Source organism: Saccharopolyspora sp. NPDC045839, from assembly GCF_056431645.1.
The window spans coordinates 51,242-72,702 of the sequence record NZ_JBWKKH010000043.1 but is presented as its reverse complement, the minus strand read 5'-3'; the positions used below and the strand labels follow the sequence as shown (position 1 = coordinate 72,702).

The 21,461-nt window shown below is 72.3% G+C and carries 16 protein-coding genes; 6 read left to right on the top strand and 10 right to left on the bottom strand.

Going from position 1 to position 21,461, the window contains the following annotated elements; translation table 11 throughout:
• Positions 1 to 135 precede the first annotated feature (135 nt).
• From AC07EQ_RS38245 to def, 3 genes are read right to left on the bottom strand one after another with little or no spacing between them, the layout of a single operon-like run.
• Positions 136 to 1,548, bottom strand: coding sequence for an RsmB/NOP family class I SAM-dependent RNA methyltransferase (locus AC07EQ_RS38245; RefSeq protein WP_478392694.1), 1,413 nt, complete (start codon positions 1,546 to 1,548; stop codon positions 136 to 138).
• On the bottom strand, positions 1,545 to 2,468 hold the full coding sequence (gene fmt, locus AC07EQ_RS38240; protein ID WP_478392693.1) for a methionyl-tRNA formyltransferase: 924 nt from the start codon (positions 2,466 to 2,468) through the stop codon (positions 1,545 to 1,547). Before fmt ends, AC07EQ_RS38245 begins: the two co-directional genes overlap by 4 nt.
• Before the next feature lies 1 nt (position 2,469).
• Positions 2,470 to 3,015 carry a peptide deformylase gene (def, locus tag AC07EQ_RS38235; RefSeq protein WP_478392692.1) on the bottom strand — a complete coding sequence of 182 codons (546 nt, stop codon included), beginning with the start codon at positions 3,013 to 3,015 and terminating at the stop codon, positions 2,470 to 2,472.
• A 151-nt stretch (positions 3,016 to 3,166) separates the two neighbouring features.
• Here def and AC07EQ_RS38230 point away from each other — a divergent pair, with 151 nt between their 5' ends.
• Positions 3,167 to 4,060 (top strand): DUF4231 domain-containing protein, encoded by an 894-nt coding sequence (locus AC07EQ_RS38230; RefSeq protein ID WP_478392691.1) that lies wholly within the window; start codon positions 3,167 to 3,169, stop codon positions 4,058 to 4,060.
• A gap of 45 nt (positions 4,061 to 4,105) precedes the next feature.
• Positions 4,106 to 6,940 carry a toll/interleukin-1 receptor domain-containing protein gene (locus tag AC07EQ_RS38225; RefSeq protein WP_478392690.1) on the top strand — a complete coding sequence of 945 codons (2,835 nt, stop codon included), beginning with the start codon at positions 4,106 to 4,108 and terminating at the stop codon, positions 6,938 to 6,940.
• Between the two features lie 40 nt (positions 6,941 to 6,980).
• On the opposite strand, the gene ggt is transcribed toward AC07EQ_RS38225, so the two are convergent.
• Together ggt and AC07EQ_RS38215 are read right to left on the bottom strand one after the other, a co-directional pair.
• Positions 6,981 to 8,774 carry a gamma-glutamyltransferase gene (ggt, locus tag AC07EQ_RS38220; RefSeq protein ID WP_478392689.1) on the bottom strand — a complete coding sequence of 598 codons (1,794 nt, stop codon included), beginning with the start codon at positions 8,772 to 8,774 and terminating at the stop codon, positions 6,981 to 6,983.
• A 204-nt stretch (positions 8,775 to 8,978) separates the two neighbouring features.
• Positions 8,979 to 10,574 carry a putative glycoside hydrolase gene (locus AC07EQ_RS38215; RefSeq protein ID WP_478392688.1) on the bottom strand — a complete coding sequence of 532 codons (1,596 nt, stop codon included), beginning with the start codon at positions 10,572 to 10,574 and terminating at the stop codon, positions 8,979 to 8,981.
• 185 nt (positions 10,575 to 10,759) lie between these two features.
• On the opposite strand from AC07EQ_RS38215, the gene AC07EQ_RS38210 reads away from it, so the two are divergent.
• The gene (locus tag AC07EQ_RS38210) at positions 10,760 to 11,779 is read left to right on the top strand and encodes a polysaccharide deacetylase family protein (protein WP_478392687.1); all 1,020 of its coding nucleotides are present in this window, start codon (positions 10,760 to 10,762) and stop codon (positions 11,777 to 11,779) included.
• A 26-nt stretch (positions 11,780 to 11,805) separates the two neighbouring features.
• Here the strand turns inward: AC07EQ_RS38210 and AC07EQ_RS38205 are convergent, their stop codons facing one another.
• Positions 11,806 to 12,171 carry an iron chaperone gene (locus AC07EQ_RS38205; protein WP_478392686.1) on the bottom strand — a complete coding sequence of 122 codons (366 nt, stop codon included), beginning with the start codon at positions 12,169 to 12,171 and terminating at the stop codon, positions 11,806 to 11,808.
• A gap of 198 nt (positions 12,172 to 12,369) precedes the next feature.
• Between AC07EQ_RS38205 and AC07EQ_RS38200 the strand changes: the two genes are divergently transcribed.
• Complete coding sequence (locus AC07EQ_RS38200) at positions 12,370 to 12,840, top strand: GNAT family N-acetyltransferase (protein WP_478392685.1); 471 nt, start codon at positions 12,370 to 12,372, stop codon at positions 12,838 to 12,840.
• Between the two features lie 205 nt (positions 12,841 to 13,045).
• Here the strand turns inward: AC07EQ_RS38200 and AC07EQ_RS38195 are convergent, their stop codons facing one another.
• The gene (locus AC07EQ_RS38195) at positions 13,046 to 15,073 is read right to left on the bottom strand and encodes a primosomal protein N' (protein ID WP_478392684.1); all 2,028 of its coding nucleotides are present in this window, start codon (positions 15,071 to 15,073) and stop codon (positions 13,046 to 13,048) included.
• A gap of 151 nt (positions 15,074 to 15,224) precedes the next feature.
• Between AC07EQ_RS38195 and lysA the strand changes: the two genes are divergently transcribed.
• Positions 15,225 to 16,544 (top strand): diaminopimelate decarboxylase, encoded by a 1,320-nt coding sequence (lysA, locus tag AC07EQ_RS38190; protein ID WP_478392683.1) that lies wholly within the window; start codon positions 15,225 to 15,227, stop codon positions 16,542 to 16,544.
• A 157-nt stretch (positions 16,545 to 16,701) separates the two neighbouring features.
• On the top strand, positions 16,702 to 17,763 hold the full coding sequence (locus AC07EQ_RS38185; RefSeq protein WP_478392682.1) for a LacI family DNA-binding transcriptional regulator: 1,062 nt from the start codon (positions 16,702 to 16,704) through the stop codon (positions 17,761 to 17,763).
• On the opposite strand, the gene AC07EQ_RS38180 is transcribed toward AC07EQ_RS38185, so the two are convergent.
• The 3 genes from AC07EQ_RS38180 to AC07EQ_RS38170 are packed head-to-tail and all read right to left on the bottom strand — an operon-like array spanning position 17,707 to position 21,303.
• A complete protein-coding gene (locus AC07EQ_RS38180) occupies positions 17,707 to 18,417 on the bottom strand; it encodes a TSUP family transporter (protein WP_478392681.1) in 711 nt (236 codons plus the stop codon). The two genes, AC07EQ_RS38185 and AC07EQ_RS38180, sit on opposite strands and share 57 nt — an antisense overlap.
• On the bottom strand, positions 18,414 to 19,979 hold the full coding sequence (locus tag AC07EQ_RS38175) for an amidohydrolase family protein (protein ID WP_478392680.1): 1,566 nt from the start codon (positions 19,977 to 19,979) through the stop codon (positions 18,414 to 18,416). The genes AC07EQ_RS38180 and AC07EQ_RS38175 overlap by 4 nt, the downstream gene beginning before the upstream one ends.
• A gap of 4 nt (positions 19,980 to 19,983) precedes the next feature.
• The gene (locus tag AC07EQ_RS38170) at positions 19,984 to 21,303 is read right to left on the bottom strand and encodes a uracil-xanthine permease family protein (protein ID WP_478392679.1); all 1,320 of its coding nucleotides are present in this window, start codon (positions 21,301 to 21,303) and stop codon (positions 19,984 to 19,986) included.
• Positions 21,304 to 21,461 lie beyond the last annotated feature (158 nt).

Below are 21,461 nucleotides of genomic sequence, written 5' to 3'. Positions count from 1 at the left end.
AGCCAGAAACCTAGACGCAGCAACGGCGTGCCCCCAACTCCATGGCCAAACCAGCCACTCACACCACCCACGGAAACGTCACAAGAGCCCAATTTTAGGCAAAATCGGGAGAGCCCCCCGGGCACGGCGACGTCGTCACACCCGCAGCAGGGCGCAGAACATCGCGTCGGTGCCGTGGCGGTGCGGCCACAGCTGAACGCCCGGCCCGTCGCCCAGGTCCGGCACGTCCGGGAAGTACTCGCGCGCGTCCAGCTGCGTGACGCCGGTGCGGCGCACGACGTCGGACACCACGCCCTCGGTCTCCGGCAGGTGCGGCGAGCACACGACGTACGCCACCACGCCGCCCGGACGGGTCAGCTTGATCGCCGACAGCAGCAGCTCGCGCTGCAGCTTCGTCAGATCGCCGACGTCCGACGGCTGCCGCCGCCACCGCGCCTCCGGGCGGCGCCGCAGCGCGCCCAGCCCGGTGCACGGCGCGTCCACCAGGGCGCGATCGAAGCCCGGCTCCAGGCCCGGGTCGCGGCCGTCGGCGACGTGCACCGACACCGACAGCCCCTCGGTGGCCTTGCGCACCAGGTCCGCGCGGTGCGGCGCCTGCTCGACGGCGTCGAGCGAACCGCCGTCGAGGGTGATCAGCGATCCGAGCAGGTTCGCCTTGCCTCCCGGGCCCGCGCACAGGTCCAGCCAGCGCAGGTCCGGTCCCTCGACCTCCGGCCGGGTCACCGCGAGCGCCGCCAGCTGGCTGCCCTCGTCCTGCACGGCGGCGAAGCCTTCCCGCACCGGCTCCAGGTCGCCGGGGTCGCCGGCGCCGGCCTCCAGCCGCACGCCGTAGGGCGAGTACGGCGCCGGGTCGCCGCCGGTGATCGCGGCGAGCTCGTCGGCGCTGATCTCGCCCGGGCGCGCGGTCAGGTGCACCGCGGGCCGGGCGTCGTCGGCGGCCAGCGCCGCCTCCAGCTCGTCGAGGCCGAGCGCGTCGGCGAAGGCCTGCGCGATCCACCTCGGGTGCGCGTAGCGCATCGCGAGGTGGCCGACCGGGTCCTCCTCGCGCGGCGGGGCGACCTTGTCGACCCAGCCCTGCTCGTCGAGTTCGGCGGCGTGGCGCATCACGGCGTTGGCGAAACCGGCCAGCTTGGAACCGCTTTCGAACCGCACTATGTCCACAGTGGATGCGACGGCGGCGTGCGCCGGGATCCGGGTGCGCAGCAGCTGGTAGACGCCGAGGCGCAACGCGTCGAGCATCTTCGGATCCAGCTCGGCCAGCGGCCGGTTGCTGCAGTCGTCGATGACGGCGTCCAGCAGGCCCTGCGCGCGGCAGGCCCCGTAGGTCAGCTCGGTGGCCAGCGCGGCGTCCCGGCCGCTGATGCGGCGCTGCTTGAGCAGCGGCGGCAGCGCCAGGTTCGCGTACGCGTCGCGCTCCCGCACCGCGCGGAGCGTCTCGACCGCGGCGAGGCGGGCCGGGTCGACGTCCACCGGCCGGGCCGGACCGGACTTGCGCTGCGGCGGGCGGGCCTTGGACGGCCTCGACGGCCGGCGGCGGCGATCGTTCACTTGAGCTGTTCTCCTTGCTCGATGCGGGTCCCGCGGGCCCAGTCCGTGGCGGCCATCCGCTTCTTGCCCGCCGCCTGCACCTCGCCCAGCGCGACCGCGGACGTCCCGGTGCCGACCAGCACCCGCCGCCGCTCCACCCGGATCTCCCCGGGCGGAAGCTCGTCCTCGACGACGGACACCGGGCCGAGCTTGAACCGCTCGTCGCGCAGCAGCGCCCAGGCGCCCGGGTCCGGGGTGACCGACCGGATCAGCCGGTCCACGGCGGTGGCCGGTGCGGCGAAGTCGACCTTGGCGTCCTCGACGGTCACCTTCGGCGCGTAGCTGATGTCGTCGCCGGGCTGTTCCTCGGCGCGGAGCGTGCCGTCCTCGATGCCGTCCAGGGTGGCCGCCAGCAGCCCGGCGCCGGAGACCGCCAGCCGGTCCAGCAGCTCACCGGCGGTGTCGGTGGCGCGCACCTCCTCGGTGACCACGCCGTAGACCGGGCCGGCGTCCAGCTCGCGCACCAGCCGGAAGGTGCTGGCCCCGGTGATCTCGTCGCCGTGCCGGATGGCCGCCTGCACCGGGGCGGCGCCGCGCCACGCGGGCAGCAGCGAGAAGTGCAGGTTCACCCAGCCGAACTTCGGGATGGCCAGCGCCTTCTCCCGCAGCAGCGCGCCGTAGGCCACCACCGGGCAGCAGTCCGGGGCCAGCTCCGCGAGCCGCTCCAGGAAGTCCGGTTCGGATGCGCGCGCGGGCGTGAGCACCTCGATGCCGTGCTCGTCGGCGAGCGCGCCTACCGGGGAACGCAGCAGCTTTCGACCGCGGCCGGCGGGAGCGTCCGGCCTGGTGATCACCGCGGCGACCTCGTGGCGGCCGGAGTCCAGCAGCGCCTGCAGCGCGGGCACCGCGGGGGCGGGGGTTCCGGCGAAGACCACGCGCATGTCAGCGACCCCCGAACAGCGGGTGCGGGCTTTCCTTGATCACCGGCGCGCTGCCGTCGAACCACTCGGCCTTGCGGATCTCGCGCATCGCGGCCTTGCGGGTCTGCTCGTCGAGCCGGTCGACGAACAGCACGCCGTCCAGGTGATCGGTTTCGTGCTGGATGCACCGGGCGAGCAGGTCGGTGCCCTCGACCTCGACCGGTTCGCCGTGCATGTTCCAGCCGCGGGCCACCACGTTGCGGGCGCGCAGGCAGTCCCAGTACATGCCGGGGATGGACAGGCAGCCTTCCTGGCCGAACTGCTCCTCGTCGTCGATCGCGGTCCAGGTGGGGTTGATCAGGTGCCCGGCGAACCCGTCGCAGTGGTAGGTGAAGACCCGCAGACCGACGCCCAGCTGCGGCGCGGCCAGCCCGGCACCGCCCTGGTCCTCCATGGTGTCCCACAGGTCCTGGACGAGGGTGCGCAGCTCCTTGTCGAAGTCGACCACCTCGTCGGCTTTGGTGCGCAACACGGGGTCGCCGAAGAGTCTGATCGGCTGGACGGTCACATGGGCTCCCTGGCACGTCGACGACTGACGGACCCGACGAGTCTAGTCGTCACCCGGTCCAGGCCGGTGGTGCGGGAGTTCCGCTGGAATGGCCGCTTTCCGAGCGGTCCTCCGCCACGATTCACTGGGAGACCCGAGTCACGGAGCGTGCATGTCGAGTACCGAACAGCTTCAAACCCTGACCCCGGACGATTACCCGGGTCTGTTCCAGGCGTCCGACGGCGCCTCGGTGCACCAGCAGCGCACCTTCCTGCGGGCCGTCCGCTCCCGGCTGGTGCTGACCGTTTCGGCCGCAACGTTCGCCGCGTTCGCGCTGCGCATCGGCGACTCCCAGATCGATCTGTTCGCGGTGGGCACCGCACTGGCGTTCGTCGGCGCGATGGTGATCGAGCTGGCCATCGTGGGCACCCGGCCGGACAAGGTCTGGTACGAGGGTCGCGCGCTCGCGGAGTCGGTCAAGACCCTGACCTGGCGCTACGTCTCGGGCGCCGCGCCGTTCCCGGCGGACTCCGAGCGGCCCGACGACGAGTTCACGGATCGCATCCGCATCCTGCAGCACGACATGCCGAAGGTTCCGCTGCTGCCGAGCACCGCGTCGACGATCACCGCCAAGATGCGGGCGATGCGCGCGACGCCGCTGGCCGAGCGCAAGGAGGCGTACCTGGTCGGCCGGGTGCTCGACCAGCAGGACTGGTACGCGAACAAGGCGCGGTTCCACCAGCGCAGCGCGCGGGTCTTCCGGACCACGATGCTGATCATGGAGGTGGTGGGCGTCGCGGGCGCGCTGGCGAAGGCGTTCGGGGTGGTGAACTTCGACCTGGCGGGCATCGTGGCCGCGGCGGTCTCGGCGTTCGCGGCGTGGACGGCCACCCGCCAGCACAGCGCGACGGCCACGGCGTACGTGGTGGCCTCCCACGAGCTGGCGGTGGTCCGCGACCTGCTCGACCGGGACCTGGACGAGCAGCAGTGGTCGGCGGCGGTCGTCGACGCCGAGTCGGTGATCAGCCGCGAGCACACCATGTGGCACGCCAACCGGACGAGATGACTGCGAACAGCCTCTTCCCATGATCGACATCGATAGGGTCGCCATGTGACTGACATCTCAATCGGCACGCCCGGTTACGACGCGTTCATCTCCTACAGCCACGCGGACAAGGACGTGGCGGCCGCGTTGTACAAGGGCCTGACCAGCCTCGCCAGGCCCAATTTCCGGCGCAGGGCGATGCGCGTCTTCCGCGATGCCGAAAGCCTCTCGGCGGGTTCGCTGCCGAAGTCGATCGAGCGGGGACTGCTGGATTCGCGGTACTTCATCCTCCTGGCCTCGCCGAAAGCGGCGCGCTCGGAATGGGTGCAGCGGGAGGTCGGCATCTGGCAGGAACACAGGTCGCCGGAGAACTTCCTGATCGCGGTGGTCGCGGGGGAGGTCGCGTGGGGCGATGGTGACTTCGACTGGTCGCGCACCGATGCCCTGCCGCCGGGGCTCAGCGGCTGGTTCGACAGCGAGCCGCTGTGCGTGCCGTTGGCGACCGCTCGCCGGATGGACGCGTTGTCGTTGCGCCACACCGAGTTCCGCAGTGCCGTGTGCAAGCTCGCCGCAACGGTCCGCGACGTGCCGCCCGACGAGCTCGACGGCGAGGACATCCGGCTGCACCGCCGCCGGAAGGTGCTCACGCGGTCCGGGGTCGCGCTGCTGTGTGTCCTCACGCTGGTGACCGCGGTCCTGTCGGTCGTCGCTACGCAGCAGCGGGATCGCGCCGAGGACCAGGCACGCATCGCGCTGTCCCGCGCGCTGGGTGCGGAGGTGTCGGCGCAGCCGAATCCGCGACTCAGCACGCAGTTGGCCACAACGTCCTACGCCACCGCCCCCACCGCACAAGCCCAGGGCGCCTTGATGGCGGCGCTGGAGCGCAATCGCCACGTCGTGTCCTTCGTCCGTCCACCGCAAAAGGAAAGAATGGCAGACGGATTCAACACGGAGATTTCAGCGAGTTCGCATGTCGCGCTGCTCCCGGACGGTTCGGTGCTCGCATTCGCCTCCGAGCGGGACGACCGGATCTCCCTCTGGGATACCCGGCAACGCCGCGTCGTCGGCGAGCTGATCCAGCCGCAGCCGGGTGTGCTGGCGCTGGAGTTCACACCGGACGGGCGCATGCTGATCGTCCACGACGGCAGGGCTTTCCGGATCTGGGACGTGGCGACGTGGCGGCTGGTCCGGGAGCTGCCCCTCGAGTCTTTGAGACCGGTGCTCGCGGTGTCACCGGACAGCACCTTGCTCGCGGCCGCCGGGCAGGAGGAGGGATTCAGCCTGGGGCCGCCGCGCGTGTGGGACCTGCGGACCGGTGCGGAGCGCCTGCTGGACGAGGCGCCGCACGAGATCACCAAGCCGCTGATCTTCACCCCCGACAGCAGGCGCCTGATGACGGGGCGGGCGAAGGGCGCGAGGGACGCCTCGGCCGGGAACGCCGAGACCCGATCGCTGTCGGTGGACGTCGCGAGCGGGGTGTGGGGCCCGCAGGAGCCCGCCCTGATCTCCGGTTCCAGGCCCGCAACCGGCGGCGGACTGCTGGTGATGGCCGACGGCACGCAGGTGCAGCTGTGGGACCTCGCCTCCCGGACCCGCATCGCCACGGCCGACCGGCCGGACCCCATCAACGATGTCGCCATCTCGGCCGACGGGTCGACAGTGGTGCTCAAGGACCGGGCCAACCGGGTCATCGCGCTGGACCGGACGCTGGGCAACCCGGTCCAGCTCACCGAGGAAACCGCCATGGTGCAGGACCTGGCGCTGTCCGCCTCTGGTGACCTCGTCGCCGTCGCCACCACCGATGAGGGCGTCAGCCTGCTGTCCTCCCGGGCGGACGCGCGAGCGCCCCACCCGTCCCCAGCACCCAGCGGTCGCGAGGTGAACGCGCTCGCCGCGGATGGCCGCCGGGCCGTGACGGTCGGGGCGGACGAAGTACAGGTGTGGGACCTCGCCACGGGTACCGTCGAGCGCACGCTGCCGCTGATCGCCGCGCCGGGCGACGCCCCTCGCCCGCGCGTCGATGCGGCGCTGGACTCGACCGGAACTCGGCTGGCGGTGCAGGTCGGAGGCCGGGTCGGGATCTGGGACTTGGAGACCGGGGTGGAGTTGCGGCACTCCACCGGCGCGTTCGATGCGACGTATGGCGACAGTCGTTCGACCGGGGTCCGCTTCCTGGCCGGCGACGACGCGGTCCTCGTCAAACGCGACGGCGGCCCCGAGGTCATCGCGGTGACGAGCGGCGAGGTCATCGGGAAGATCGCGATTCCGATGCCCAAGCGCTCCGCCTTCACCGCCGACCTGGCGGGCCGCACGGTGGCGGTAGTCGAAGGCTCGGAACCGGGCATCATCGGGATCTACCGCTGGGACGGCCGGGAACTGAGCCGGTTCGCGGAGGTCCGCGGAGGTTCCGTGATCACCGACCTCACCGTCGATCCGAGCGGGACCCGCATCGCGTTCTCCGACCGCGACAACTGGATCTTCCTGCGCGATGTCGCCGGCGAACTGGCGACCGAAATGCAGCTGCCGGATGACAGCCACACGGGTATGCCCGGCTACACGAGTGTGCCCGGCCCGGGCCCGCTCACCTTCGGCCCGGATGGCGCCACTCTCATCGGCCACACCGATGGCGGAACGGCGATCCGGTTGTGGGAGGTATCGACCGGAACGCAGATCGGGACCTGGGCCGTGGACGGCGCGACCAACTACGTGCGGCCGGTGTTGACCGGAACCGGCGACCTCGTGGTTGCGGCGACCGGCGGACCTCGGGTGTGGACGGTCCGCCCGGACCGCTGGCTGGCGGCCCTCTGCGCCACGGGCGCGGGAGAGCTCCAAGAACCGGAGCGCACCCAGTTCCTCGCGGGCATCGAGGTGCCGCCCGCGTGCCCCGCCGAACCCGGCTGACCCTCCCCGGAGTCAGTGCCCCGGGGAGGGTTGCCGTGCTTCAGCGCACCGGGACGACCACCGCCGCCGCGCCGCCGCCGCGCCGCTCTCGCTCGGCCGCAGCGATCCAGCGGCCGTCGGGCAGCCGTTCGACTCCCGTTGCCGAGCCGATCTCGCTCGTCGTCTTGAACTGGTGGCCGATGGCCTTCAGCTTCTCCGCCTCCGGCTGGGCCAGGAAGCCCGGCTCCGCCTCGGTCTGCGCCGAGTTGCGCTGCGACGCCCGGGGCTCCGCGATGGCGTCCACCAGGGACAGGCCGCGGTCCAGGCGGCCGGTGAGCACCTGCAGCACGGTGGTGATGATCGTCGCGCCGCCCGGGCTGCCCGCCGCCAGCAGCGGCTTGCCGTCCTGCAGCACGATCGTCGGGCTCATCGAGCTGCGCGGGCGCTTGCCCGGGCCCGGCAGGTTCGGGTCCGGCTGGCCCGGGGTGACCGGCGCGAAGTTGAAGTCGGTCAGCTCGTTGTTCAGCAGGAATCCGCGGCCGGGCACCACGATGCCGCTGCCGCCGGTCTGCTCGATGGTCAGCGTGTAGGCCACCACGTTGCCCCAGGCGTCGGCCACGGTCAGGTGCGTGGTGTTCGGGCCCTCGTAGGGCTCGGCGCCTTCGGCGGTGCCCGCCTGGCAGCCCTGCGGGTCGCGCGGGTCGCCGGCCGCGACCGGGGTCCGCAGCACGGCGTCGTCGCTGATCAGGCAGGCCCGGGAGGCCGCGAACTCCGCGCTGAGCAGTTCTTCGGTGGGCACGTCGTTGAACTCCGGGTCGCCCACCCAGCGGTTGCGGTCGGCGAAGCCGATCTTGCCGGCTTCCAGGAACCGGTGCAGGTACGCGGTCTTGTCGCCGTCGGACAGGTCGGTGCGCTCCAGGATCTTCAGCGCCTCGCCCACGGTCGTGCCGCCCGAGCTGACCGGCGCCATGCCGTAGACGTCGAGTCCGCGGTAGTTCAGGTGGGTCGGCGCCTGCTCGTTGACGCCGTAGTCGCCCAGGTCGTCGGCGGTCATGCCGCCGGGGCGCACCTGGCGGTTCGCGGCCGGGTCGGCCGGCGGGTGGTTCACCGTCTTGACGACGTCGGCGCCGATCTCGCCGTGGTACAGCGCGTCAATGCCCCTGGTGCCCAGGGTGCGGTAGGTGTCGGCGAGGTCGGGGTTGCGCAGCACGCTGCCGACCTCGGGGAGCTTGCCGCCGGGCAGGAACAGGTCGCGAGTCGCCGGGAACGCGCTGAAGCGCTCCTGGTTCTCGGCGGTCTGCTGGCGGAACGTCTCGTCGACGACGAAGCCCTTGCGGGCCAGCCGCTCCGCCGGGCGCAGCACCTCGGCGAGGTCCTTGTTGCCCCAGCGGTCCAGCGCCGCCTGCCAGGTCATCGGGGTGCCCGGCACGCCGACGCCGAGCCCGCTGGTGACGGCCTCGTCGAACGGGATCGGCTTGCCGTTCTCCAGGAACGAGTCCTCGCGGACGCTGGCGGGCGCGGTCTCGCGCCCGTCGATGGTCTCGACCGCGCCGGTCTTCGCGTCGTAGTGCACGAAGAAACCGCCGCCGCCGACGCCTGCCGAATACGGCTCGGTGACGCCCAGCGCCGCCGCGACCGCGACCGCCGCGTCGGTGGCCGTGCCGCCGCGCCGGAGCACCTCGATCCCGGCCTGCGTCGCGTACGGGTCGACGCTGGACACGGCGCCTCCGTAGCCGACCGCCTCGGCCTGCTTGGGCGGTTCCGGCGGCCCGCCGGGCGCCGCCTGCGCCACCGGCGCGACCAGGGCGCACGACGTGATCGCGGCCAGGGTGAGTCGAACGGGCCTCACGGACATCGCCACCTCCAACATCGACAATGCCGCACACTCTGCCCAGTCTGCGCCCCCGATACAACTGCCCCACGGCAAGCTTCTGCCGTGCTGGCGGGAGACTTCGCGAAAAGTTCGCGAGCCCGGCCGCACACCGGCTCCGGACGCCGTTTTCGCGCGAAACCGGCGCGCTCCCCTCACGCGGGGTGACGGTTTCGCGCGAAACCGGCGCTAGCCGGCCGGGCCGAGGGCCGCGTCGTGGTAGCGGCAGTTGGCGGCCCACAGCAGGAACGAGTTCATGCCGTTGGCCCGCGCCCCGTCGATCTGCGCCGCCACCTCCGCCGGGCCGTAGGAGACGCCGAGGCTGAAGTCCTGCAACCACGGGATGATCTGCACGTCGGTGCCCTCGACCGCCTTGGCGAACGCCGCCAGCGAGCGCGCCACGATGTCGTAGGGCTGGGAGTTGGGGTTGCCGACGCCGAACTCCCCCGGGCCCCAGTGCGACGGGTAGACCATCGGCGAGATGTAGTCGACGTATCGCGAGATCTGCCTGATGTCCTGGGCGATCTCGGTGGGCCGGTCGACCGAGATGCCGAACACCGACGCGCCCAGCAGCGCGCCCCGCGACCGGACCTCCGGCTGGGTCTGCCGCAGGAAGTCGGCGATCGCGGCCTCCGGCGTGGTGGTCAGGCCGGGGATGCGCATCTGCTCGATGTGCCCGTCAGGCCGCCGCACGTAGTCGTAGAGGACGTCGTCGAAGCCCAGCGCGGCGGCCTCGGCGGCGATGTCGATGTTGTACCGGGTGACCACGGGGTCGGCGAAGTTGGTGAACGCGTAGCTGCCGTAGGCGCCGCTGGTCCAGGGCCGGCCGTCGGCGGTCTGCACCACCCGCTCGGGGTGCCCGCCGTTCCACGACGCCGCGCCCAGCACGGGATCCTTGAAGGCGACCAGCCTGCCGACCACCCGCACGCCCATGCCGTGCAGCTGGTCCAGCACCTGCCGGGCCGGGTAGTAGCCCTTGACGGCGCCGATCTGGTGCGCCATCGGCACCGCCGAGTCGTAGACGACCTCGCCGCTCTCGTCCTTGAGGTCCAGCTCGATGGTGTCGATCTTGCCCTGCCGGGCCATCGCGAGGATCGGTTCGCGCAGCGAGTCGCTGGTCCAGGCCAGTCCGGTGAGGTGCACCGCGCGCATCCCGGGATGTCTGATGTGGACGGTCATCGTCTTCTCCGCGCGGTTGCCCGCCGCGTCGGTCGCGACCACCTGGACCTCGCGGTCGGGCCGGTCGACGACCGCGCTGAACCCGCCCTTCGGATCCGGCGCCACGACCCGCCCGGCCACGGTGACCTGCGTGGCGCCCTGCACCGCGCCGACGACCGTCACCGGCCGGTTCGGCCCGTCCGGCCGCAGCGAGTCCTCGACCTGCAGCGCCGGCGGCGAACTGTCCACTGTGAACATCTGAGTGGTGGCGTCCGAACCGAACCAGGACGGACTGCGCGGCACCACGACGCGCAGCTCGTGCGGCCCGTCCGGCAGACCTGCCGCCTGCACCGCGAGGGCACCCTGCCGGTCCGCCGTGGAGACCTCGCGGCCATCCAGCAGCACCTGCACGCCATCGGCCGCACCGGAGCGGATCTGGATCGAACCCACCTCGGCGGGCGCGATCGGACGGTCCGGCAGCCCGGATATCTCGACGTCCTCTGTGGACATCGATCTCACCAGCAGGAATCCCAGGAACAGCAGCGCGATGGCCACCGCCCCGAACAACGCGTATCTGTCGGCCCGCACCGTCTTGGCACGGGCCGCACCGGAATCAGCATCCGACATCGCTTTCGCCTCCCCGACTTTCAGGCGAACCCGCGCGGCTGCACGAAATTCGTGCGTGATCAAGTTGGAACCGGCCGACGACCGGTCGTTCCACCTTCGCAGCCATGGCCCCGGAGATCAATGACCACTTGGAGTATCCCCAGCGGGAAAGCCGGTCTCTACCGTTGGAGGAGATGCGATCAGCAATGCGGAAAGTGCGCGCCGGCACCGTGGTGACGGCGGCGGCCCTGCTCGCGGCCTGCGGCTCCGGGCAAGGCGGCGTGATCGTCCCGCCCCAGCCCAATGCGGTCGTCCGGCCGCCGGATCCCGTCCCCCGCCCGACGCCGGAATCGGTGCGGGCGAACGAGCTCGGCGACGTCCCGGTGCTCATGTACCACCGGATCACTCCGACGCCGCGCAGCGTCTACGACCGCAGCCCGGAGGACTTCCGCGCGGAACTGGAGCGGCTCGCCGCCGAGGACTACGTGCCGGTGACGGCGACCGAGTACGCCACGGGGCGGTTCGGCATCCCGGCCGGCAAGCACCCGGTGGTGCTCACCTTCGACGACGGCTCGATCAGCCAGTTCACATTGGACGGTGCGGGGGAACCGGCGGCGGGCACCGCGATCCGCATCCTGCTGGACGTCGCCGCAGCGCATCCCGGGTTCCGCCCGGTGGCGACCTGCTACGTGAACAACCCGCCGTTCGAGGAGCCCGGCGGCCGGCGCGGCCTCGGCTGGTTGCACGAGCACGGCTTCGAGATCGGCAACCACACGCTCGACCACGAGAACCTGGGCCGGGCTTCGGAAGCCGAGGTGCGGCACCAGATCGCCGGGATGCAGCGGCTCATCGCGGACGCCGTGCCGGGCGCCCAAGTCCGGTCGATCGCGCTGCCGCTGGGCGTGCACCCGGACGACGAGCGCCTCGCGGGCGACGGCTCGGCGGAGGGCGTCGCCTACCACTACGACAGCGTCATGCTGGTCGGCTCGAATCCCGCGCCGTCACCGTGGTCCGCGGATTTCGACCCGGCGAACGTGCCCCGAATCCGTTCCCAGGGCCCGGCGGGACAAGACGCGCAATACGGCTCGGCGGCGTGGCTGGACAAGCTCGCCGCTGACCCGGGCCGCCGCTACACCTCGGACGGCGACCCGGACCGGATCTCCGCCCCGGCGGGCGGGAGCACCGAGCCCTCGGCGGCGGTCGGCGATCGGCTCTACCGGTACTGAGCCCGCCGCACGGTGTCCCGACCGGTTCAGCAGACCTGGCCCCGGGTGGCCGCCGTCGCGCGCAGCAGCTCGCGGACCAGGTCGAAGTCGATCGCATCGACCTTGCGGAAGCGCAGGCACCCCTTGCCCATGTCGTGCCCGGCGAGCCGCTGCGCGAAGGCGTCCCGGACATCGGTGCGCAAGAGGTAGAAGGAGATGTACTGCTTCTGGCCGGCAAAGGCGATCTCGGCGGTGCCGCCGCGCTGGTATGTGGGCATTCCGTAGGCCATGACCTCGTCGAACCCGGCCAGCTCGGCCCGGCACAGGGCCCGGATCTCGGCCAATGCCTCCCGGCGTTCCACCGGAACCTCGGCCAGGTAGCCGTCCACGTCGGCAGCCGAACTGCGCACCATGCCGCAGAGCCTAACCGCGAAACCACCATCCGTCCGCACGACGGGCTCGTGAGCACATTGTGTCGTGATAGCGACACAAAGTACTCACGACTCCCACCCAGCCGCACGAGCACGGCCACGCCTACCTGTGCTGGGCCAGCCCCGGCCACCGAATTTCCAGGGGTTGCGCGGGGTCGGGGTGGGTGCCGACGATGGGGCATGATCGCTTTTCGGGAAGCCCGGTTGCCGGACGTCGCCGCGATGGAGGATCTCGCGCGGTCGGCGTACTCGCTCTACACCGAGCGCATGGACCGGCGTCCGGCGCCGATGGTCGCGGATTACTCCGCCGCGGTTCGCGAGCACCAGGTTTGGGTCGCCGAGGAAGGCTCCCGGGTCCTGGGGATGCTGGTGCTCGTGCCCGAAGGCGACGTGATGCTGCTGGAGAACGTCGCGGTGCATCCCGACGCCCAGGGCCGGGGCCTCGGGCGCGACCTGCTGGCGCTGGCCGACCGAGAGGCTGCGCGGCAGCGGATGACAGAGATCCGCCTGTACACCAACGAAGTCATGACGGAGAACCTCGCCTACTACCCGAGGCACGGCTACGTGGAAACGGGCCGCGCCGAGCAAGACGGCTACCGCCGGGTCTTCTTCCGCAAGCCGGTGGACCACCGCGAGCGCTGCGACTCGTGAGTGCGGCGCTGTTGAGGCTGTCCGCAACTTGCCCGCCGCGCCGTTTTCGCGCGAAACCGGCGTCCCCCACGCCTGCCAGGTGACGGTTTCGCGCGAAAACGGCGTTCCCACCCCATCGAGGTATCAAGCGGCCTCGCCAGTTCAAAGCCCCGCACAACCAGATCCTGGACGACTTCTCGGGCAGCCCGAAGTGCTCGCGAGAGTCCTACAGCATTTCCAGTGGGTCCAGGCGGACTTGGAGTTCCGTGGCCTTCCGGGCCGCTCGGACCGCTTGGGCCGAGTGGAGGGAGCCCGCCAGGGCTCGGCCGTCCGCCCGGTCCACCCGGACGATCAGGCGTTCCCGCTCGGAATTGCCGTCCTCGTCGACCTGGCCCAGCGGCACCGGGCCGAGCACTTCCGCCGTCGGCGGCAGATCCGCGGAGTCCAGCAGCGCCTCGATCGCCTCCGGCGTGCCGTCCACGGCCGCGACGCGGCGGGCCGGCGGGAAGCCGAGCTCGGCGCGCTCGGCGAGTTCCAGCGAGGCGTACCACGCCGGATCCCAGCGCACCAGCGCCTGCACCGGCTGCAGCGACGAGTCGGCCATGACCACGACCCGCCCACCGTCGCGGGCGGGCCGGACCAGCGCGGCGGCCGCGAACCACAACCGCAGCGCCGTCTCGGCGGAGCGGAGCTCGGGGCGGCCCAGCAGGGTCCGGCCGTCCAGCAGCAGCGCGGCGCCGTAGCCGCCTTCGGCGACCGGCTCGGCGCCGGGAGTGCACACGACCAGCGCCGGCTTCGCGGGCACCGCGGCCAGGATCTCGCCGGCACCGGAGGTCCGCACCGACACGTTGCTGAACGCCCGCCCGAGCTCCTCCGCGGTGCGGCTGGCGCCGACCGCTACGGCGCGCAGCCGCCGCGAGCCGCACGAGCCGCACTTGAACGCCGCTTCCGCGGCTCCGCACCAGCTGCACGCCGCCGGCTTCGGCGCTCCGCCTTCGCTGCCTCCCGGCAGCGCCAGCGGCCCCGCGCACCGGCGGCACCTCGCCCGCTCGCGGCAGTCGCCGCACGCGAGCGCCGGCACGTAGCCGCGCCGCGGCACCTGCACCAGCACCGGCGCTCCCGCGCCTAGCGCGGCTCGCGCCGCTTCGAACGCCACCGAGGGCAGCCGCGCTGCGCGCGCCGCCGGGTCCCGCGCCAGCTGGGTGTCGTCTTCGCCGATCGCGGTCACCCGCGGCGCCGCTGCCCGCACGTCCGTGCGGTGCGCGACGAGTTCGTGCGCCCAGCCCGATTCGGCCAGCAGCGCCGCTTCGGCGGTGCGGGCGAAGGCTCCGACGATCAGCGCCGCTCCCGCCGCGTGCGCGCGCTGGGTCAGCACGTCGCGGGTGTGCGGGTAGGGCACCTGCGGGTAGCTGTGCAGGTCGTCGCCGTCGTCCCACACCGCCGCGAAGCCCAGGTCGTGGACCGGCGCGAACATCGCCGCGCGGGTGCCGATCACGACGCGCGCCGCGCCGCGCAGCACCGCCAGCCAGCGGCGGTAGCGCATCGACGGGGCGAGGTCGGCGGCGAGGGCGACGACGCCGTCCTCGCCGAGCAGCGCGATGCAGGCGTCTTGCAGCCGCTGGAGGTCCCGGTGGTCGGGGACGACGATCAGCGCGCCGCGCCCGGCCGCCGCCGCCGTGGCGGCCGCTTCGGCCAGCCGGGCGGGCCAGTCCTCGCCGGGCAGCGCCTGCCAGACCGCGCGGGCCGACCGACCCGCGTGCACCGCGTCCAAAAAGGACGGTCCGTGCTGGTAGCGGGCCCACGCCCCGGACTCGGGCCGCGGCGGGGGCGGGCCGGGTTCGCGGGGCGCCGATTTCTCGGCCCCGGCGTGCCGGGGCGGGATCGCCAGGCGCACCACGTCCGCGAGCATGCCGCCGTAGCGGGTGGCCACCGCGCGGGCCACCTCCAGCAGCTCCGGGGTCAGCACCGGTTCCGGCGACGGGACCCGCTCGACCCAGGACAGGGTGCCCTGGAAGTCGGTGGTCTCGTTGCGTTCCAGCAGGTAGCCGTCGACCAACTTGCCCCGGAAGCGCACCCGCACCCGGCAGCCCGGGACCGCGTCGGCATCCAGCCGGTCGGGCACCAGGTAGTCGAACGGCCGGTCCAGGTGCACCGGCAGCGGGACGTCGACGAGCACGCGGGCCACCGGGCGGGTCTCCGCCGCGGTCCGCTCTGCCGTCGCCCCCTTCCGCTTCCGGGGTTGTGCACCTGCCATGCCTCTTCTCTACCAGAGCGCCCGGACGCGCTTGTCAACAGCGCGTCAGAACGGGCGAGCCGGGCGTCAGGACCGCGCCCTGAACCACCTCGGCCCCGGCCGACCGGGCGTAGGCATGAGCCATCCACCGCCGAGCGCTGAGGAAGTCGCCGTGACTCTCGCCGAACTCCTGCCCACCTTCCGCCACAGCCTGCCCAAGAAGCTGCCCGGTTCGATCTGGCCGGAGGGCGCCGTGGCGCTGCCCTCCGGCGACGTGACGGTCGGTGGCGTCTCGCTCACCGAGCTCGCCGAGCGGTTCGGCACCCCCGGCTACGTGCTGGACGTGCAGGCGGTCCGCGCCCGGTGCCGCGCGTACCGCTCGATGGACGCCGAGATCGCCTTCGCGGGCAAGGCGTTCCTGTGCCGCCGGATGGCCCGGCTGCTCGCCGAGGAAGGCATGTCCCTGGACGTCTGCTCCGCGGGCGAACTCGCCACCGCGCTCGCCGCGGGCTTCCCCGCGGAGCGGATCTTGTTGCACGGCAACGCGAAGACCGACCGGGAGCTGCGGACCGCGGCGAACGCCGGGGTCGGGCGCGTGGTGGTGGACTCGCTGGCGGAGATCGGCCGGATCGTCGGCGCGCAGGAGGTCCTGGTCCGGGTCACGCCGGGCATCGACGGGCACACCCACCGCGCGGTCGCCACCGGCGTGGAGGACCAGAAGTTCGGGCTCTCGCTGGCCGGTGGCCAGGCCGCGGCGGCGGTGGCGAAGGTCCTGCAGCGGCCCGAGCTGCGGCTGGTGGGCCTGCACTGCCACCTGGGCTCGCAGATCTCCGAGGTGGCCGGCTACGAGGAGGCGGTGCGGCGGCTGACGGCGTTCCTGGCCGAGATCGCGGTGCGCCACGGGATCACGTTGCCGCAGCTCAACATCGGCGGCGGGCACGCGGTCGCCTACCGGCCCGGCGATGCCGAGTTCGACCTGCCCGGTTTCGCCGCGCGCATCCCGCGGGTGCTGCACTACGAATGCCGCAAGCACGGTCTCGTCGTGCCGCGGCTGACGCTGGAGCCGGGCCGGGCGATCGTGGCGCGCGCCGGGATCACGCTGTACCGGGTCGTGACGGTGAAGCACGGCAGCAGCCGGACCTTCGTCGCGGTGGACGGCGGGTTCAGCGACAACCCGCGCCCGGAGCTCTACGGCTCGCGCTACGCCGCGCGGCTGATCGGCCGGGTCGGCGACGCGCGAGAGCGCGCGATGAGCGTCGTCGGCCGCCACTGCGAGGCCGGCGACGTGCTGATCCCGGACGCGGTGCTGCCCGTCGACATCCGCGCGGGCGATCTGCTGGCCGTGCCGTGCACGGGTGCCTACCACCACTCGATGGCCTCGACCTACAACCTGGTGGGCCGGCCCCCCGTGGTCGCGGTGGACGACGGTGCGGCCGAGCCGTGGGTCCGCCGCGAGACCGAAGCGGACCTCCTGAGCCGCGACGTGCCCTGACCCGCCCGGAACAACGGGAGCTCGGGTTTCCCCTGGTCAGGACCCGTGAGTACGTTTGGATGCGATAGCGACCCAAAATACTCACGGGTCCTGACCTGGCAGGACGCAGGCCTGGTCGGGCAAGATCCGCCGGGGTCCCGAGCGTGAGGAGATGGTGATGCCGGGAGCGGCGCGGCCGACGATCGCCGACGTGGCACGGGCGGCCGGGGTGTCCCGGACGACGGTGTCCCACGCGCTCAACGGGATCGGCAAGGTCGATCCGCGGACGCGGGAGCGGGTGGCGAAGGTCGCCGCCGAGCTCGGCTACCACCCGAGCCTGCGCGCGCAGCGGCTGCGCCACGGCCAGTCCCGGACCATCGGCCTGGTGTCGTCGATGCCGGTCGCGGTGGCCGGCGGCCCGTCCCGGCTGGGCTTCTTCATGGAGGTCGCCGCGGCCGCCGCCGAGACCTCGCTGCTGCACGGGTACGCGCTGGTCCTGGTCCCGCCAGTGGAGTCCGGCACGCCGCTGGACTCCCTGGACATCGACGGCGCGATCGTCGTCGAACCCGATGAGGACGACCCGGCGACCAAGCGCCTGCAGGCCCGCGGCGTGCCGATCGTGACGCTGGCCAGGCAGCCGGGCACCGATCTCCCCCACGTCGACCTGCGGGCTCGGCTGGTGGGGCGGCTGCTGCTGGACCACCTGCGCGAGCAGGGCGCCCGCCAAATCGCCCTGCTCGTCGGCAGCAGCCACCGCAATTCGTACGTGGACGCGATCGACGCCTACCGCGAGTTCACCGACCACCACGGGATGGCGCCGCTGATCATCACGGCCGACGAATCCGGCGGCGAGGAGGCCGGGTGCGCTGCCGCCTCGGCGCTTCTGGACGAGCACCCGGAGGTCGACGCGATCTGCGCGACCGTCGACGCTTTCGCGGTGGGCGTGGTGCGGGCCCTGACCGACCGCGGGCTTCGCGTCCCGGCGGACGTCATGGTGGCGACCCGCTACGACGGTCTGCGCGCCCGCACCTGCACGCCCGCGCTCACCGCCATCGACCTGCACCTCGGGCAGGCCGCGGCCGGCGCCGTCGAACTCCTGCTGGCCAATCTCAAGCAGGAGACCACTCCGCAGGTGATCACCAACCCGGAGCCCGTCCTGATCGCGCGCCGTTCGACGTTGCGGTCACCCGGCGAACAGCAGCACGACGCCGGAGACGATCGCGAACAGCTGCACCAGTAGCCGCATCAGCGGGCCGTCGAGGCGGTGGTGCACGAACCGGCTCAGCACCGCGCCGAGCGCCAGCGCCGGCAGCAACAGCAGCGCAGGCCACAGCTGGCCGGGCGCGACCTTGCCGGTGGCCAGCAGCACCACCAGGGAAATGACCTCGCCTGCGATGAAGCAGACCGCGACCGTCGAACGCAGCACCGCGGCCGGCCGGTGCTGGTAGACGAGCGCCAGCGGCGGACCGCCCACGCCGGTGGCCGTCTCGGTGATGCCGGTGATCGCCCCGGCGGCGAGGAACGCGCCCCGGCCGGGCGTGAACTTCGGCGCGACCAGGGTCACCACCGCCGCCAGCACGGTCGAGCCGCCGATGAGCAGGTTCAGCTGGCCCACCGGGACCGCCACCAGCACCCACAGCCCGCCGAAGGTCCCGGCGAACCGCCCGGCGGTGATCCACCCGGCCCCGGTCTTGTCCAGGCTGCCGCGTTCGCGCCCGGCGATGTAGAGGTTGAGCGGGATCATCAGCACCAGCAGGAAGACCGGCAGCAGCGACGGCTCCACCAGCCCGACCACCGGCGCGACGATGAGCGCGAACCCGACCCCGGTGGCGCCTTGCACGAACGCCGCCACGGCTACGGCGAGCGCCATCAGCGCCAGCACCGCGACGCTCATGGCAGTTCCGCCTCCAGTCCCGCCTCTCCGCGATTCTCAGTGGTGGTTGCGTCCAGCCCAATCTCCCGTTGCGTCGTTTCTTGTGGCTGATTTTCGTCACGGTCCCCTGGGGTGCGGTTGAGGAGGACCGAGGTTGCCCCAGGGCTACTCATGGCTGGTCCGTGTCCTGCGGGGCACCCGCACCTGGACGGCTTACCTGAGCGCGAAGCGGAAAATTGTCGCTCATGACCGCTCCGGCGGTGCTCGACCGACACCGGGTGGATCCGGCGCAGCGGCGCCCGCTCCACCACCTCGCGCGCCATCTTCGCAGCCTGCGCGACGAGTTCCGGGCCGTCCCAGTCGACCGGCCAGCCGCGCCACAACCGCAGCCTGCCGCCGACGAACACGGCGGCGATCTGATCGCGGTTGGCCAGCCGGACCAGCTCCCAGCTCAGGTCCCAGGACGGGCACAGCTCCGGGACCTGCAGGTCCACCACGAGGAAGTCCGCGGCCCGGCCGGCGGCGATCTCGCCGGTGAACCCGCCCAGACCCACCGCGTCGGCACCGAGCGACGTCGCGTGCTCCAGCCAGGTCCAGCCGCCACCGCACGAGGAATCACCGCTGGCCAGGCCGAATCCCAGCCGCTGCGCCAGCTCGGCGGCGTCCACCAGCCGGAAGGCATCGCCGCGGGTGCCGTCGGTGCCGAGCCCGAAGCGCACCCCGAACACCGACAGCAGCTCGGCGGGCGCGACCGCGTTCCCCTTCCACCCGCTCGCAACCGGGTTGTAGCTGATCGCCGCGCCGGTGTCGGCGAGCAGCCGCACCTCGGTCGGGGTCAGCAGCGTGGCGTGCGCCGCGAGGACCTGCGGCCCCAGCGCTCCGATCTCGTGCAGGTGCTCCAGCGGTCGGCGTCCGTGCGCCTCGAGCGACCGCTCGACGGAAGCCAGGTGCTCGTTGACGTGGATCTGGAACACCGCCCCCGCCTCGGCGCACAGCCGCGACACGTCCCGCAGCACGCCGTCGGGCGCGGCCTCCGGGATCGGGATCGCCAGCGACGGGTGGACCAGCGGCGAATCCGCCCAGCGCGCGAGGTGCTCCTCGTCCGGACCGTCGCACACCCGCCCGAGCACGCAGCGGATCCCGGCGTCCTGGGTCGCCGCGGCGACCGCCCCGACGTCGACCGGCGCTCGGGTGCCTGCCTCGGCGACGGTGGTGAACCCGCCGCGAAGTGCCTCCAGCGCAGCGAGTTTCGCCGCCACGTAGGCGTTCTCCTCGGTCAGCGCGCCCTCCAGCGGCACCCAGATCCGGCGGAAGATCTCCGACGGTTCGCCGAAGGCCAGCGACTTGCCGAAGCTCTGCGTCAGGTGGTGGTGGGCGTCGACGAACCCCGGCATCAGCAACCGGCCGTCCAGCCGGACCGGGTCGAGTTCCCGGTGCGCCGCAACGACTTCCGCCGCGGGTCCGACCGCGCGGAACACGCCGTCGGCGACGACCACGGCGTGGTCGCGGACCGGCCCGTCAGGCAGCAGCAGGGCCTCCGGCAGCAGCAGGACTTCGGCGGCATCGAGCAGTTCTCGGTTCACGATCTCACTTTTCCGTTGTGGTGGACGTGGTCGAGCGGCGGAGGTAGTGGAACGCGATGTTCAGCCCCACCGCCACGAAGGCGCCGACGGCGACGCCGCTGTCGAGGAAGGTGCTCAGGCTCGACGGCAGCCGGTCGTACACGCCCGGCACGAGGATCGGCAGCAGCCCGAAGGCGAGCGCCACCGCGCAGATCACCGAGTTCGCGTGATCGGCGAGGTCGACCTGGCGCAGCAGCTGGATCCCGAGCACGGTGATGACCGCGAACACGACGAGCGCGGTGCCGCCGACCACGGCGGCCGGAATCCCGTTGATCACCTCGGCGATCGGGGTGACCACGCCGATGACCACCAGCACCACCCCGGCGACCGCCGTCACGTAGCGGCTGCGCACCCCGGTCATCCGGACGATGCCGATGTTCTCGCCGCTGGTCACCATCAGCGAGGTGCCGAAGAAGCCGCCCAGCAGCGAGATCAGCGCGTCGCCGCGGATAGTCCTGGGCACGTCGCGGCGGGGGTCGATCTCCTTGCCGACGATCTCGCCGTTGAGCACGGTCTGACCGGTCGCCTCGGCCATCGACACCAGCGCGAAGACCATCAGCGGCAGGGCGGCGAACAGGCTGAACTCCGGCGCACCGAACGGAAGGGGGTCGGGCAGGTTGAACACGCCGCCCGCGCCCACCTCGCCGAAGCTGGTGGCGCCGAGAAGCACCGCCATGCCGGTACCGGCCGCGAGCCCGAGCACGACCGCCAGCTGCCGCAGCATCCCGGTCAGGAAACGCAGGAACAGCACCGTGAACGCCACGGTGGCGAAGCCGAGCAGCAGGTCGCGGGGGTTGCCGAAGTCCGGGCTGCCGGGCTTGCCGGTGACCAGCAGGCCACCGACCTTCACCAGGTTCACCCCGACGATCACGATCATGGTGCCGATGACGACGGTCGGGAAGAACCGCAGCAGCCGGGTGAACAGCGGCAGCGCGACGAAGTAGAAGACGCCGGTGAGGATCACGGCGCCGGAAGCCGTGGGCAGGCCGTGATCCTGGGCGATCGCCAGGAAGAGCACGACCGGTGCGCCGCCGGGCAGCATCACGAACGGCAGCCGGACGCCGAAGCGCCACGGGCCGAACGACTGCAGGAGCGTGCCCAGCCCGGCGAGCACGAACGTCGCGGACAGCAGCTTGATCGTCAGCTCGGGCGTCATGCCGAGCGTCTTGCTGACGAGGAACACGCTGGAGATGGGGGTCGCGGCCATCACGAGCACGTGCTGCAGGCCGAACGGGAGCAGCTTGGCCAGCGGTAGGCGTTGATCGACGGGATGCGGTGTGGACACTGCGGAGCCTCCTCGCGCTGAGTCCGGGCGCTCGCCGACCGCTGCGGCGGTCGGCGCGGGACTGCCCCGGAGGCTTTCGGCGCTGTGAACGCCATGCCCACCACCAGGGCCAAACCGATTTGGCCAATCGATGCGGGAGAGTATTTGCGACACCTCCG

Bases quoted from the DNA above. Each gene is read 5' to 3' on its own strand.
- fmt (WP_478392693.1), bottom strand. From the start codon at position 2,468: ATGCGCGTGGTCTTCGCCGGAACCCCCGCCCCCGCGGTGCCCGCGCTG.
- AC07EQ_RS38230 (WP_478392691.1), top strand. From the start codon at position 3,167: ATGTCGAGTACCGAACAGCTTCAAACCCTGACCCCGGACGATTACCCG.
- ggt (WP_478392689.1), bottom strand. From the start codon at position 8,774: ATGTCCGTGAGGCCCGTTCGACTCACCCTGGCCGCGATCACGTCGTGC.
- AC07EQ_RS38215 (WP_478392688.1), bottom strand. From the start codon at position 10,574: ATGTCGGATGCTGATTCCGGTGCGGCCCGTGCCAAGACGGTGCGGGCC.
- AC07EQ_RS38210 (WP_478392687.1), top strand. From the start codon at position 10,760: ATGCGGAAAGTGCGCGCCGGCACCGTGGTGACGGCGGCGGCCCTGCTC.
- AC07EQ_RS38205 (WP_478392686.1), bottom strand. From the start codon at position 12,171: ATGGTGCGCAGTTCGGCTGCCGACGTGGACGGCTACCTGGCCGAGGTT.
- AC07EQ_RS38200 (WP_478392685.1), top strand. From the start codon at position 12,370: ATGATCGCTTTTCGGGAAGCCCGGTTGCCGGACGTCGCCGCGATGGAG.
- AC07EQ_RS38195 (WP_478392684.1), bottom strand. From the start codon at position 15,073: ATGGCAGGTGCACAACCCCGGAAGCGGAAGGGGGCGACGGCAGAGCGG.
- AC07EQ_RS38185 (WP_478392682.1), top strand. From the start codon at position 16,702: ATGCCGGGAGCGGCGCGGCCGACGATCGCCGACGTGGCACGGGCGGCC.
- AC07EQ_RS38180 (WP_478392681.1), bottom strand. From the start codon at position 18,417: ATGAGCGTCGCGGTGCTGGCGCTGATGGCGCTCGCCGTAGCCGTGGCG.